Below are 13,870 nucleotides of genomic sequence, written 5' to 3' on the forward strand. Positions count from 1 at the left end.
TGCAGTGAAGGCGGGGACCTAGGCGGCGGCGGCCGCGAAGTCAAGAAAATCGGCTTGTGCGCATCGCCGCCCGTCCCCACAGCAGGCGGGATGGACGTGCCCGCTCCCCAGCCGACCTTCACCGTCGACGGCAACCGGCTGACGCTGCTCGACACCGGGCCGCGGCGGCTCGACGCGCTGCTGGCGCTGATCGACGGCGCGCGCGCGGATCTGCGCATCCTCTATTACATCTACGCCGACGACGCGACCGGCCGGCGCGTCAACGCCGCGCTGATCGCCGCCGCACGGCGCGGCGTGGCGACCGCGCTGATCGTCGACGGCTTCGGCAGCGAGACCGACGAGGATTTCTACGCGCCGCTGCGCGATGCCGGCGTGTCGGTGTGCCGCTTCTCGCCGCGACTCGGCCGGCGCTATCTGTTGCGCAACCACCAGAAGCTGGCGCTCGCCGACGCGGATACGCCGGACCAGCGGATCATCATCGGCGGCTTCAACGTCGAGGACGATTATTTCGGCTCCCCGGCCGAGGCCGCGTGGCGCGACCTCGGCCTGCTGATCGAAGGGCCGGCGGCGGGGCGGCTCGCCGGCTATTTCGATGCGCTGCACGACTGGGTGCAGCAGCCGAAGGGCAGGGTGCGCCCGCTCAATCGCGCGCTGGCGCAATGGAGCGAGAGCCGGGGCGCGACGCGCTGGCTGATCGGCGGACCGACGCGGAAACTGTCGCCCTGGGCGCGCGCCGTGCGCGACGACCTTCGCCGCGGCAAGCGGATCGACATCATTGCCGCCTATTTCACGCCGTCGCCGACGATCCTGCGCCGGCTCGATCATGCCGGGCGTCGCAAGGCGAAGGTGCGCGTCGTCACCGCCGCCAAGTCCGACAACAATGCGACGATCGCGGCGGCGCGCTTCACCTATGCCGGCCTGCTGCGCAAGGGCGTCGCCGTGTTCGAATACCAGCCGACCAAGCTGCACACCAAATTGTACGTGATCGACGATGCGGTCCATGTCGGATCGGCCAATTTCGACATGCGCAGCCTGTTCGTGAACCTGGAGCTGATGTTCCGCGTCCAGGATCGCGCCTTCGCCGACCACGTCCGCACCTATGTCGACGGCGAGATCGCGCGATCGCAGCCGATCACCAAGGCGTGGTACAAGGCGCATACCGGCGTCGTGCAGCGCATGCGGCAGTTCTTCGCCTATGTGATGATCGCGGTGGTCGATCCCAACGTCTCGCGCGGGCTGAATTTCGGCATCGACGACGAGGGGTGACGTGCGGCTCGGTCGGATCGATATTCGGCGTGGGGGCGATCCGGAAGAGAAGAATGGTTCGCGCGGAGGCGCGGAGGGCGCGGCGGTGTATCGCGTGGAGCAACGTGGCCCTGTCATTCCCGAGGCTTGAGGGAGTGCCGCTGGCGCGGCAGGTGCGACATCTCTGCGTCGTCCGCGCCTCTGCGCGAACACGATCCTTTTTCCGTTCGGTCGGGCTGGTGATCGTCCCGTCAGCGTCCCAGCGCGTCGACGTGGACGCGCGCGGCGGCGGGGATCAAAGCCTCCAGCACCGTCCAATAGCCGGCGACGGCGTCCTGCCCCGCCTGCGAATAGGCGCTGGCCATCTTGTCGCGCTGTTCCTCGTACAAGGCCGATTCCAGCGCGGTGCCCGCAGCGGTGAGGCGCAACAGGCGGTGGCGGCGGTCGAGGTCGCCGTGGCGCAGCCCGACGAGGTCGCGATCGACCAGATCTTTCATCACCCGGCCGAGCGACTGTTTGGTGACGCCGAGCAGGCTCAGCAACTCGCCGACGGTGATGTCGGGCTTTCTGCCGATGAAGTACATGGCGCGATGGTGGGCACGGCCGAGGCCGATTTCGGCCAGTTTGTCGTCCGCGCTGCGCACGAAACGCGACTGGGCGAAGATCATCAATTCCATGCCGCGCCGGATCGCGGCGTCGTGCAGGAACAACGCGGGCGAGGGTTTGGGCGCATCCATAATGGACGCGCTAGCTTAACCCCAGATAAATGAAAAGCATGCGGAGCCGCCGATCTGATCGATCGTGTCGCGAAACGGCATTGTGACGATCAATCCTTCCACGCCCAATATAGTTGCGCAGGCGGAACGTTCCACCATTCCATATCGTGGTCGATCGTGTCGAAATGGGGGGTGAGGAAGTCCTTCACCTTGGGCGAGAATTGATAGACGAGGAAGGCGCCGCCGGGACGGATGACGCGATGCGTCGCCGCGGCGATCGCCGGGCCGATCCCGGCGGGCAAGGTCGAGAAGGGCAGGCCGGACAGGACGTAATCGGCATGGTCGTGGCCGTGATCGCGCACGATCCGCTCGACGTCCGCCGCCGACCCCTCGACCGCGACGAAGCGCGAATCGGTGATCGTATGGTCAAGGTAGCGGATGAAGTCCGCATTGGTGTCGATCGCGATCAGCGTCGCGTCGGGCGCCATCCGTTCGAGGATCGGGCGGCAGAAGGTGCCGACGCCGGGGCCGTACTCGACGAACAGCTTGCAGGCGGCCCAATCGACCGGACCCAGCATCTTGCGGATCAACTTGTCGGACGAGGGGATGATCGATCCGACCATCACCGGATGCTTCAGGAACCCCTGGAAGAACATCGCGACCGGGCTCGGCACGCCGGCAGGACGGGTATTGCGCCGGGCGGCGGTGGTCGAACTGGGCATCGGCTTCCTGTCGTTATCGCGTGATCGTTCCGCGTGGGCGCACACGGATGACACCCCGTGCCACGTTTCCCGAACGCGTTTCAAGACGCAAGGGTTGCGTCGCCCCGCGCGGTTCGTCGCAGCGCGGCGATGGCTCCGGCGCTTGCCCTGTCCGCTGACCGGGGTAGGAGGGGGGATGGACGAGGGGAACGGCGGGCCGCGGCGGGCGGGCGAGGTGGCGGTGATCTTCGCCTCGACGCGCAACGGCGCCGATGCGGCGGGCTACGACGCCGCGGCAGCGGCGATGGACGCGCTCGCCGCCCGCCAGTCGGGCTATCGCGGGATCGAGAGCGTCCGCGGGCCCGATGGGGCCGGGATCACGATCAGCTATTGGGCGGACGAGGCGGCGGCGATCGCATGGCGCGACCAGCCCGATCATGCCGCCATCCGCGAGCGTGGCCGCGGCCTGTGGTATGATCGCTATCGCGTCACCGTCTGTACCGTCGTGCGCGACTATGCATGGTGCCGGGCGTGAGGGGCATGCCGGCGCGCGCGGGCGGGTTCGACCGGCGGTTCGCGCTGATGTTCCTCGTCATGCTGACGATCGCGGCGGGCAATACCGCGTTGCAGTCGATCCTGCCCGCGCTCGGGCGATCGCTGGGGGTGGCGGATCGCGCGGTGGCGGCGGCGTTCTCGCTGTCGGCGCTGTTGTGGGTGCTCGCCGCGCCGTTCTGGGCGAACCGGTCGGATCGCTATGGCCGGCGCGCGATGATCCTGCTCGGCGTGACCGGCTTCGCGGTGTCGCTGAGCCTGTGCGGGCTGTTCCTGACCGCGGGGATCAACGGCTGGATCGGCGGCACCGCGGCGTTCGGGCTCTTCATCGCCGGGCGGCTGATCTACGGCACGTTCGGCTCGGCCGCGCCGCCCGCGGTACAAGCGCTGGTCGCGGGCGAGACCAGCCGCGAGGAGCGGACGCGGGCGCTGACGCTGCTCGCCAGCGCGTTCGGGCTCGGCACGATCCTGGGGCCGGCGGTGGCGCCCTATCTGTTGCTCGGCCGGATCGGCGGGGTCGAGATCGGGCTCGCCGGCCCCGCCTTCGTCTTCGCGCTGTTCGGGGTCGGCGTCGGTATCACGGTGCTGACGATGCTGCCCGACGATCGCCATGGCCGGCATGACGGGCACGGCACGTCTTCGGCCTATCCCTCGATCGGCGGCGCGCCGACCGGTGCGACCGTCGCGGCGGCGACGCAGCCGCATGTCGAGCATGTCGGCTATCTCGATGCGCGCGTGCGTGGCTGGATGATCGCCGGCCTCGTCATGGGCCATGCGCAGGCGATGACCAGCCAGGCGATCGGCTTCCTCGTCATCGACCGGCTGGGGATCGCGCCGGCGCTGGCGCTGGAGCCGACCGGCATCGTGCTGATGATGGGCGCTGGCGCCGCGCTGCTGGTGCAATGGGGGGTGATCCCGCTGCTCGGGCTCAGCCCGCGGCGGCTGGTGCTGGTCGGGCTGGTGCTCGCCGCCGCCGGCGTGCTGCTGACCGGGCTCGCCACCTCGCTGTACGGCATCGCCACAGCCTATGCGCTGGCCAATCTCGGCTTCGGCTTCACCCGCCCCGGCTTCACCGCGGGGTCGAGCCTCGCGGTCGGATCGGCGGCGCAGGGGTCGGTCGCGGGCAAGGTGACCAGCGTCAACGGCGCCAGCTTCGTGCTTGGCCCGTCGATCGGCGTCGGCCTGTACGAGATCGCCCGGCCGCTGCCTTACGTCGCGGCGGCGGCGGCGCTGGTCGTTCTGTTCGGCTATGCCTGGGTGACGTTGCGCGAGCGGGGTTAGGCTCGCTCGATCCACCCCGATCCGTTCGCCCTGAGCCTGTCGAAGGGCAGGTGAGACTCAATGTGCTTCGACAGGCTCAGCACGAACGGGCAGGGGTGCACAGCTCCAACCTTACACCGGCCGTTTGTTGAGCAGACCGCTCCGCAGGCACTGGCAGACGATCTCGTCGCGCTGGTTGAACAGGCGGTGTTCGAACACGACGATCCCCGTGCCGGGCCGCGAACGGCTTTCGCGCAGGTCGCGGACCTCGGTCGTGGCGCGCATCGTGTCGCCGATGAACACCGGGTTCGGGGTCACCACCTTGTCGAAGCCGAGGTTGGCAACCAAGGTCCCCAGCGTCGTCTCGCCCACCGACAGCCCGACCATCAGCGCGAAGGTGAAGGTCGAATTGACCAGGATCTGGCCATAGCCGCTCGCCTTCGCCGCCTCGATATCGAGGTGCAGCGGCTGCGGATTGTGCGTCATCGTCGAGAACAGCAGATTGTCCGTCTCGGTCACCGTGCGGCGGATCGGATGCTCGATCGTGTCGCCGACCTGCCATTCGTCGAACCAGCGTCCCGCCATCATCCGTCCTCCCGTTCGATGCTCGCGAGCATCGTGCCCTCGGCAACCTGTGCGCCATCGGTCGCCTTCAGCGCCGATACGATACCGTCGAAAGGGGCGAGCAGCGCCTGTTCCATCTTCATCGCCTCCAGCACGATCAGCCGCTGGCCCCTGGTCACCGTGTCGCCGTCGGCGACGTCGACCGATACGATCCGGCCCGGCATCGGCGCGACGATGCTGCCGTCGCCCGCGGCGGCGCCACCGTCGGCGCCCGAGCGCGGCGCGGCGAACAGCCATGCCTCGCCGTCGACGAACAGCAGGCGCTGGTCGCCGATGCGCGCGGCGCGGGCGCGGGGATCGGCCTTCGCCTCGGCCAGCACTCGCGTGCCGCCGATGTCGAGCAGCACTCGGCCATCGGCGTCGGCGTTGCTGCGGAACCCGGCGAGCGCGGTCCACGGGTTCGTCCCCGTCGCCTCGGCCAGCAGCGCGGCGGCGGCGCCCGCGACCGCGTCGCCGGGTTCGGTGTCCGGGATCAGCGTATCGGCATGGCGTTCGATGAACCCGGTATCGACACGGCCCGCGACGAAGTCGGGATGCGCGGCGGCGCGCGTCAGGAAGCCGGCGTTGGTGCGCACCGGCCACACCTCGACGCCGCTACACGCCTTCGCCAGCGCCCGCGCGGCGGCGGTGCGGGTCGGGGCGGCGACGACGAGCTTGGCGATCATCGGATCATAGAAGGGCGTGACCTCGCCGCCCTCTTCGACGCCGGCATCGACGCGCACCCCGTCCGGAAAGCGCAGCCGGTCGAGCGGCCCGGTCGAGGGCAGGAAGCCCGTCACCGGATTTTCGGCATAGAGCCGCGCCTCCATCGCCCAGCCGGTGATGCGCAGCGCATCCTGCGTCAGCGGCAGCGGCTCGCCGGCGGCGACACGCAGCTGCCATTCGACGAGGTCCTGGCCGGTGATCGCCTCGGTCACCGGATGCTCGACCTGCAGCCGGGTGTTCATCTCCATGAACCAGATGCGGTCGGCGCGCAGGCCCTCGGTGCCGTCGGCGATGAACTCGATCGTGCCGGCACCGACGTAGTCGACCGCCTTCGCCGCCTTGACCGCGGCGGCGCACACCGCCGCGCGGGTGGCGGCGTCCATGCCGGGGGCGGGGGCTTCCTCGATCACCTTCTGATGGCGACGCTGCAGCGAACAGTCGCGCTCGAACAGATGGACGACGGTGCCGTGCGTGTCGCCGAAGACCTGCACCTCGATATGGCGGGGGGACAATATGTACTTTTCGATCAGCACGCGGTCGTCGCCGAACGACGCGGCGGCCTCGCGCTGGCATGACAGCAGCGCGTCGCGGAACGCGGCGGCGTCGTCGACGCGGCGCATGCCCTTGCCGCCGCCGCCCGCCACCGCCTTGATGAGCACTGGATAGCCGATTCCATCCGCCTCATGCTGCAGGCGTTCGGGGGACTGGTCCTCGCCGATATAGCCCGGCGTCACGGGGACGCCGGCCTGCTGCATCAGCGTCTTGGCCGCATCCTTCAGCCCCATGGCGAGGATGCTGGCCGGGCGCGGGCCGATCCAGGCGAGCCCGGCGTCGGCCACCGCCTGCGCGAAGCCGGCGTTTTCGGACAGGAAGCCGTAGCCGGGGTGAATCGCCTCCGCTCCGCTCGCGCGCGCCGCCTCGAGGATGCGGTCCTGGCGCAGGTACGAATCGCGCGCGGCGGCGGTGCCGATGCAGACCGCGTGATCGGCCTCGGTGACGAAGGGCATCGCGGCGTCGACGTCGGAATGGACCGCGACGGTCTCGATCCCCATGGCGCGCGCGGTGCGCATGATCCGCCGCGCGATCTCGCCGCGGTTGGCGATCAGGATCCGGTTGAACATGGCGCTACTCCCTGCACGCGGTCGGTCGGGTCGGTATCGATCGGGGCATGGCCTACATCCGGAACACGCCGAACGCGGGGCGTTCGGGGATGGGGGCGTTGAGGCAGGCGGCGAGCGCGAGGCCCAGCACGTCGCGGGTCTGCGCGGGGTCGATGATCCCGTCGTCCCACAATCGCGCCGAGGCGTTCCACGGATTGCCCTCCTCGTCGTAGCGCTGGCGGATCGGCGCCTTGAAGGCTTCGGCCTCCTCCGGCGTCCAGCGCGCGGCATCGCGGTGGACGGTGGCGAGGACCGAGGCCGCCTGTTCGCCGCCCATCACCGAGATGCGGCTGTTGGGCCAGGTGAACAGGAAGCGCGGGTCGTAGGCGCGCCCGCACATGCCGTAATTGCCCGCACCGAAGCTGCCGCCGATCAGCACGGTGAGCTTGGGCACGCTCGCCGTCGCGACCGCGGTGACCAGCTTGGCGCCATGCTTGGCGATCCCCTCCGCTTCGTATTTGCCGCCGACCATGAAGCCCGAGATGTTCTGGAGGAACAGCAAGGGGATGCGGCGCTGGCAGGCGAGTTCGATGAAATGTGCGCCCTTCTGCGCGGCTTCGGAGAAGAGCACGCCGTTGTTGGCGATGATGCCGACCGGCATGCCCCAGATGCGGGTGAAGCCGGTGACCAGCGTCGTGCCGTACAGCGGCTTGAATTCGTGGAAGTCGGAACCGTCGACGATCCGTGCGATCACCTCGCGCACGTCATAGGACGCACGCAGGTCCTGCGGCACGATGCCGTACAATTCCTGCGGATCGTACAGCGGCGCGCGCGGCTCGGTCACTTCGATGTCGATGTGCGGCACCGCATTGAGCGTCGCGACGATCTCGCGGACCTTGAGCAGCGCCGCCAGATCGTCCTCGGCGAGGTGATCGACGACGCCCGACCGGCGCGCGTGCATGTCGCCGCCGCCCAGTTCCTCGGCGGTGATCTCCTCGCCCGTCGCCGCCTTGACCAGCGGCGGGCCGGCGAGGAAGATCGTGCCCTGGTTGCGGACGATGACCGTCTCGTCCGACATCGCGGGGACATAGGCGCCGCCGGCGGTGCAGCTGCCCATCACGCAGGCGATCTGCGCGATCCCCTTCGCCGACATGTTCGCCTGATTGTAGAAGATGCGGCCGAAATGCTGCGCGTCGGGAAAGATCTCCGACTGGTGCGGCAGGTTGGCGCCCCCTGAATCGACGAGGTAGATGCACGGCAGCCGGTTCTGTTCGGCGACCTCCTGCGCGCGCAGGTGCTTCTTGACGGTCATCGGGAAATAGGTGCCGCCCTTGATCGTCGCGTCGTTGCATACGATCATGCACATCCGCCCCGACACCCGGCCGATGCCGGTGATGATCCCGGCGCCCGGCGCCTCGCCGTCGTACATCCCCCATGCGGCGAGCTGCCCCAGTTCGAGGAAGGGCGAGCCCGGGTCGAGCAGCCGGTGGACGCGATCGCGTGGCAGCAGCTTGCCGCGGCCGACATGGCGGTCGCGCGCGGCCGCCGATCCGCCGAGCGCGACCGTCGCGACGTCGGCGCGCAGCGTGTCGGCGAGCGCGCCGTGGAAGGCGGCATTGGCGGCGAAGGCGTCGCTGCCGGTATCGACGAGCGTGGGGAGGGTGGTCATGGCGGTCCCTTACTGGGCGCGGGGGGCGTCGTGGCCGATCAGCTCGCGCCCGATCAGCATCCGGCGCACCTCGTTGGTGCCGGCACCGATGTCGAGCAGCTTGGCGTCGCGCCAGTAGCGCTCGACCGGCCAGTCCTTGGTATAGCCCGCGCCGCCCAGCGCCTGGATCGCCTCGCCCGCGACGCGTACCGCATTCTCCGACGACAGCAGGATCGCGCCCGCCGCGTCGAAGCGTGTCGTCCGCCCGGCATCCGCCGAGCGCGCCACCGCATAGGTATAGGCGCGCGAGGCGTTGAGCGCGACGTACATGTCGGCGACCTTGGCCTGGATCAGCTGGAAACTGCCGATCGGCTTGCCGAACTGGCGGCGTTCGCGGACGTAGGGGAGGACGGTGTCGATGCACGCCTGCATGATGCCCAGCTGGATGCCCGACAGGACGACGCGCTCGTAGTCGAGCCCGCTCATCAAGACCTTCACGCCCTCATTCACCGCGCCCATGACGTTGGCGTCGGGGACGAAGCAATCGTCGAACACCAGCTCCGCGGTCTGCGAGCCGCGCATGCCGAGCTTGTCGATCTTCTGCCCGATGGCAAAGCCAGCGAAGCCTTTTTCGATCAGGAAGGCGGTGATGCCGCGCGATCCCGCGTCGGGCGCGGTCTTGGCATAGACGATCAGCGTGTCGGCATAGGGCGCGTTGGTGATCCAGAATTTGGTGCCGTTGAGCCGCCAGCCGCCCTCGACCCGGTCGGCGCGCAGCTTCATCGAAACGACGTCGGACCCCGCGCCCGCTTCGGACATGGCGAGGCTGCCGACATGCTCGCCGGAGACGAGTTTGGGCAGATATTGCGCCTTCTGGTCGGGATTGCCCCAGCGGCGCAGCTGGTTGACGCACAGATTGGAATGCGCGCCGTAGCTGAGCCCGACCGAGGCGCTGGCGCGCGCGACCTCCTCCACCGCGACGACATGCTCGACATAGCCGAGGCCGAGGCCGCCATAATCCTCCTCGACGGTGATGCCGTGCAGGCCGAGGTCGCCCATTTCCGTCCACAATTCGCGCGGGAAGCGATCCTCCGCATCGACCGCGGCGGCGATCGGCGCGATCCGGTCGGCGGCGAAGCGCCGGGTGCTGTCGCGGATCGTATCGGCCATCTCGCCGAGCGCAAAGTCCATGTCCATGGCCACTCTCCAAAACATCGTCGCGGCGTAGCTCGCCGTCATCCGGGCCAGCGTAGCGGGGTTCGCCTTCAATGGAAAATTGAAAGCATTGCAGGATTGCCATAGATACGACCTATGATCGATCGCTACCTGCTGCGCTATTTCCTCGCCGTGATCGACCAGGGCAATTTCTCCAAGGCGGCGGCCGCGTGCAACGTGTCGCAGCCGACGCTCTCGGTCGGCATCGTCAAGCTGGAAACGGCGCTTGGCCGCACCTTGTTCAACCGTACCAACCGCCGCGTCGCGCTGACTGAGGCCGGCGTGCGCCTCGCCGAACACGCACGCAAGATCGAGGTCGAGTTCGCGCTGGCGGAGCGCGCGATCCAGGGGACGTCGGCGGTCACCACGTTGCGGCTGGGGGTGCTCGCCAGTATCCCGCCCGACTGGATCGCACGCTTCCTGATCGCCGCCGCGCCGGCGCGGCCCGCGCACCGCGTCGAGCTGGTCGAGGGGCGCGAGCGCGACCTCGCCGAGCAATTGGGGCGCGGCCGTATCGACGTCGCGCTGACCATCCTGCGCGCCGACGACGACCGGCTGCCGCGCGAGCGCCTGTTCACGGAGGGCTATGCGCTGGCGGTATCGACCGACCACCCGCTCGCCTCTCGCGGGGTGATCGCGGCGAGCGAGCTCGCTGACAATCCGATGATCGTGCGGCGGTCGTGCGAATTGCTGGCGGAGACCAGCCGTTTCTTCACCGCGCGCGGGGTGCGGCCGTCGTTCCTCGCGCGGACGCACGACGAGACGCGTGCGCTCGATTACGTCCGCGCCGGGCTGGGCGTGACGGTGATGCCCGACGGCTATCGCGCGCCCGGCATCGCGCGCCCGCGGCTCGCCGATTTCGAATTTACCCGCGATATCGGCCTGATCTACGCCGCGCATGCCGATCGGCATGGCGAACAGCCGATCCTGCGCATCCTGAAGGCGTCGATCGACGGGTTCCTGCATGCGGCGTGATGCGGGTGCCATGCGATGAGCGTCGTGCTCGGCATCGATGCGGCGTGGACGGCGGGGCGGCCGAGCGGCGTGGCGCTCGCCGTCCGGCGCGGTGAACGCTGGACGCTGCGGGCGGTGGCGCCGTCCTATGCGCAGTTCCTCGCCCTGGCGCGGGGCGAGCGGCTGGACGGCGTGCCGACGGGGACGATGCCGGATGCCGCCGCGCTGCTGGCGGCGGCGCAGGCGCTGGCGGGGGAGCCGGTGCGGCTCGTCGCGATCGACATGCCGCTGGCCCACACGCCGATCGTCGCGCGGCGCGCCTCCGACAATGCGATCGCGCGGGCTTTCGGCGCGCGGCATTGTGCGACGCATTCGCCCAGCGCCGCGCGGCCCGGCGCATTGAGCGACCGCCTGCGCGCCGGTTTCGCCACGGCGGGCTATCCGCTGCGCACCGACGATGCGCGTGGCGGCGGACTGATCGAGGTCTATCCGCACCCCGCGCTGGTGGTCCTTGCCGGTGCGGCGCGGCGCCTGCCGTACAAGGCGGGGAGCAGCGCGAAATACTGGCCGGGCGAGACGCTGGCGGCGCGGCGGCGGTTGCTGGGCGAGCAATGGGCGCGGATCGCCGGGTTGCTCGCGACGCGGTTCGACGGGGTGGCGGAGCAGCTGCCGCCGCTGGCCGGGGTGACGACCGGCGTGGGGCGCAAGGCGTATGAGGATATGCTCGACGCGATCGTCTGCGCGTGGGTCGGCGTCACCGCGCTGGCGGGGAAGGCGGAGGCCTATGGCGACGCTGATTCGGCGATCTGGGTGCCGCGGGGGTAGGGGTGACGTGATACTTGTCCGCCCATCCCCGTTCGTGCTGAGCCTGTCGAAGTACGATGAGTCTCACCTGCCCTTCGACAGGCTCAGGGCGAACGGTTGGGGCGGGGGGTGTCAGCCGGTCACGCCGCCTCGGCGATCAGCTTCGCCGCGGCGGCGCCGTTCCAGTCGTTGCCGCCGTTCCAGCGCCACACCTCCTTGCCCGCCGCATCGAACAGGATCGTCGTCGGCAGATTGGCGTTCCAGCCCAGCGACAGCGCCATCTGGTCGTCGAGATAGGGCGTCAGCGACGGCGCGCCGTGCTCCTTCAGGAAAGCGGGCACCTTCGCCGCGGCGGCGGTGTCCTGGCTGATCGCGGCGACGCGGATCGTGCCCTGCTTCGCCAGCGCCTCCAGCGTCGGCAGTTCGGCGACGCAGGGGCCGCACCACGTCGCCCACAGATTGACCAGCACCGGCTTGCCCTTGAACGCGGCGAGCGTGACGGACTTGCCGGCGGCGTCCTTGAAGGGGGTGGCGGGGGCCGCCTCGCCCTTGTGGCTGCGATCGACGCCGACCTGTGCGGCGGAGGTGGAGGCGACCGCTTCGTCGGGGGACGCGGCGGCGGCCGTGTTGGCTTGCCCGGGGGACGTGCTTTGCCTATCGCAAGCCGCGGCGGTGAGCGCCAGGAGACAGACGATTCCGACGCGCGGGGACAGGCCTGAAGACATGAGCGGTTCCAATTCGATGTGGGGCGGCCGGTTCGCCGAAGGTCCGGCGGCGGTGATGCGCGAGATTAACGCATCCATCCCGTTCGACAAGCGGATGTGGCGACAGGACGTCGCCGGATCGAAGGCGCATGTCGCGATGCTGGCGCAACAGGGCATCGTGTCGGCGGAGGATGCCGCGACGATCGACGCCGGGCTCGACACGGTCGCCGCCGATTATGCCGCCAACGGCGTGCCCGAGGACCTCGTCCTCGAAGACATCCACATGCTGACCGAGGCGAAGCTCGCCGAGGGAATCGGCCCGGTCGCCGGACGGCTGCACACCGCGCGCAGCCGCAACGATCAGGTCGCGACCGATTTCCGGCTGTGGGTGCGCGACGCGATCGACCAAGTGCTCGCCGCCTTGGCCGAGCTGACGAGCGCGCTGCTGGCGCGGGCGGAGGAGCATGCCGATGCGGTGATGCCGGGCTTCACGCATCTGCAGTCGGCGCAGCCGGTGACGCTCGGCCATCACCTGATGGCCTATGTCGAGATGGTCGCGCGCGACGTATCGCGGTTCCGCGATGCGCGCGCGCGGATGAACCTGTGTCCCTTGGGGTCGGCGGCGCTGGCGGGGACGAGCTTTCCGCTCGACCGGCAGATGACCGCGCGGGCGCTCGGATTCGACGGGCCGACGCGCAACAGCCTCGATGCGGTCAGCGACCGCGACTTCGCGCTCGATTACCTGACCGCGGCGACGCAGACCGCGCTGCACCTCAGCCGCCTCGCCGAGGAGTTCGTGCTGTGGGCGTCGCAGCCGTTCGGCTTCGTCGCGCTGTCCGACCAATGGTCGACGGGCAGCTCGATCATGCCGCAGAAGCGCAATCCCGATGCCGCCGAGCTGGTGCGCGGCCATTCGGGACGAATCCTCGGCTGCATGACCGGCCTGATGGTGACGATGAAGGGCCTGCCGCTCGCCTATTCGAAGGACATGCAGGACGACAAGCCGCCGGTGTTCGAAGCGCACGACCTGCTGGGCTTAAGCATCGCCGCGATGACGGGCATGATCCAGAGCGCGACGTTCCGCACCGACCGGATGCGGGGGCTCGCCGAAAGCGGCTTCGCCACCGCAACCGATTTCGCCGACTGGCTGGTGCGCGAGGCGGGGCTGCCGTTCCGCGAGGCGCATCACGTCACCGGGCGCGCGGTGAAGCGCGCCGAGGAGCTGGGCGTGCGGCTCGACGAATTGCCCTATGCGGAGTTTCAGGCGATCGATGCGCGGGTGAACGAAAGCCTGTACGACGTGCTGTCGGTCGATGCCTCGGTCGCCAGCCGGACGAGCTTCGGCGGCACCGCGCCCGCCAACGTGCGCGCCGCGATCGCCGCCGCGCGGGAGAGCCTGTGATGAAACGCCCGATCGCCTTCGGTCTGATGCTGATGCTCGGCGGTTGCGGCGCCGCCAAGGAGCTGCAGCCGGCGGAGGGCGCGTCGCTACCGCCGCCGCCTTATGGCGCCAAGGCGACGCCGACCGCGGCCGAGCTGCTCACCCCCACCACGCAACAGCGTCCGCAGCGCAGCGACGAGCTTTTGAGAAGCTCCGAACAGCGCCGCAGCGACGAGTTCGACCTGCCCCCCAATTGATCCG

At 69.5% G+C, this 13,870-nt stretch carries 14 protein-coding genes; 7 read left to right on the forward strand and 7 right to left on the reverse strand.

Features of this window, described 5'->3' with window-relative positions:
• Positions 1 to 90: 90 nt before the first annotated feature.
• Positions 91 to 1,266, forward strand: a complete 1,176-nt coding sequence (locus M9979_RS08740; protein WP_254288974.1) for a phospholipase D-like domain-containing protein — start codon at positions 91 to 93, stop codon at positions 1,264 to 1,266.
• A gap of 230 nt (positions 1,267 to 1,496) precedes the next feature.
• Here M9979_RS08740 and M9979_RS08745 read toward each other — a convergent pair whose 3' ends face one another.
• Together M9979_RS08745 and M9979_RS08750 are read right to left on the reverse strand one after the other, a co-directional pair.
• Positions 1,497 to 1,982: a MarR family winged helix-turn-helix transcriptional regulator gene (locus M9979_RS08745; RefSeq protein ID WP_254288975.1), complete on the reverse strand. Its 486-nt coding sequence runs from the start codon at positions 1,980 to 1,982 to the stop codon at positions 1,497 to 1,499.
• Between the two features lie 89 nt (positions 1,983 to 2,071).
• Positions 2,072 to 2,683, reverse strand: a complete 612-nt coding sequence (locus M9979_RS08750) for a class I SAM-dependent methyltransferase (protein WP_254288976.1) — start codon at positions 2,681 to 2,683, stop codon at positions 2,072 to 2,074.
• A gap of 175 nt (positions 2,684 to 2,858) precedes the next feature.
• Between M9979_RS08750 and M9979_RS08755 the strand changes: the two genes are divergently transcribed.
• Together M9979_RS08755 and M9979_RS08760 are read left to right on the forward strand one after the other, a co-directional pair.
• A complete protein-coding gene (locus M9979_RS08755) occupies positions 2,859 to 3,197 on the forward strand; it encodes an antibiotic biosynthesis monooxygenase family protein (protein ID WP_254288977.1) in 339 nt (112 codons plus the stop codon).
• Between the two features lie 5 nt (positions 3,198 to 3,202).
• Positions 3,203 to 4,495, forward strand: a complete 1,293-nt coding sequence (locus tag M9979_RS08760) for an MFS transporter (RefSeq protein WP_254288978.1) — start codon at positions 3,203 to 3,205, stop codon at positions 4,493 to 4,495.
• A gap of 111 nt (positions 4,496 to 4,606) precedes the next feature.
• Here the strand turns inward: M9979_RS08760 and M9979_RS08765 are convergent, their stop codons facing one another.
• From M9979_RS08765 to M9979_RS08780, 4 genes are read right to left on the reverse strand one after another with little or no spacing between them, the layout of a single operon-like run.
• Positions 4,607 to 5,059, reverse strand: a complete 453-nt coding sequence (locus M9979_RS08765) for a MaoC family dehydratase (protein WP_254289106.1) — start codon at positions 5,057 to 5,059, stop codon at positions 4,607 to 4,609.
• Positions 5,059 to 6,924 (reverse strand): acetyl/propionyl/methylcrotonyl-CoA carboxylase subunit alpha, encoded by a 1,866-nt coding sequence (locus tag M9979_RS08770; RefSeq protein WP_254288979.1) that lies wholly within the window; start codon positions 6,922 to 6,924, stop codon positions 5,059 to 5,061. The genes M9979_RS08765 and M9979_RS08770 overlap by 1 nt, the downstream gene beginning before the upstream one ends.
• Before the next feature lie 52 nt (positions 6,925 to 6,976).
• On the reverse strand, positions 6,977 to 8,572 hold the full coding sequence (locus M9979_RS08775; RefSeq protein WP_254288980.1) for a carboxyl transferase domain-containing protein: 1,596 nt from the start codon (positions 8,570 to 8,572) through the stop codon (positions 6,977 to 6,979).
• Between the two features lie 9 nt (positions 8,573 to 8,581).
• The gene (locus M9979_RS08780) at positions 8,582 to 9,742 is read right to left on the reverse strand and encodes an acyl-CoA dehydrogenase family protein (protein WP_422921857.1); all 1,161 of its coding nucleotides are present in this window, start codon (positions 9,740 to 9,742) and stop codon (positions 8,582 to 8,584) included.
• Between the two features lie 120 nt (positions 9,743 to 9,862).
• Between M9979_RS08780 and M9979_RS08785 the strand changes: the two genes are divergently transcribed.
• Positions 9,863 to 10,741 (forward strand): LysR family transcriptional regulator, encoded by an 879-nt coding sequence (locus tag M9979_RS08785; protein WP_254288982.1) that lies wholly within the window; start codon positions 9,863 to 9,865, stop codon positions 10,739 to 10,741.
• Between the two features lie 15 nt (positions 10,742 to 10,756).
• Positions 10,757 to 11,545, forward strand: coding sequence for a DUF429 domain-containing protein (locus M9979_RS08790; RefSeq protein ID WP_254288983.1), 789 nt, complete (start codon positions 10,757 to 10,759; stop codon positions 11,543 to 11,545).
• 119 nt (positions 11,546 to 11,664) lie between these two features.
• Here the strand turns inward: M9979_RS08790 and M9979_RS08795 are convergent, their stop codons facing one another.
• On the reverse strand, positions 11,665 to 12,249 hold the full coding sequence (locus M9979_RS08795; RefSeq protein WP_254288984.1) for a TlpA family protein disulfide reductase: 585 nt from the start codon (positions 12,247 to 12,249) through the stop codon (positions 11,665 to 11,667).
• 16 nt (positions 12,250 to 12,265) lie between these two features.
• Here M9979_RS08795 and argH point away from each other — a divergent pair, with 16 nt between their 5' ends.
• Positions 12,266 to 13,630: an argininosuccinate lyase gene (gene argH, locus M9979_RS08800; protein WP_254289107.1), complete on the forward strand. Its 1,365-nt coding sequence runs from the start codon at positions 12,266 to 12,268 to the stop codon at positions 13,628 to 13,630.
• A complete protein-coding gene (locus M9979_RS08805) occupies positions 13,630 to 13,866 on the forward strand; it encodes a hypothetical protein (protein ID WP_254288985.1) in 237 nt (78 codons plus the stop codon). Before argH ends, M9979_RS08805 begins: the two co-directional genes overlap by 1 nt.
• Positions 13,867 to 13,870: the final 4 nt, after the last annotated feature.

This window comes from Sphingomonas liriopis (genome assembly GCF_024211255.1).
Classification (GTDB): Bacteria; Pseudomonadota; Alphaproteobacteria; order Sphingomonadales; family Sphingomonadaceae; genus Sphingomonas; species Sphingomonas liriopis.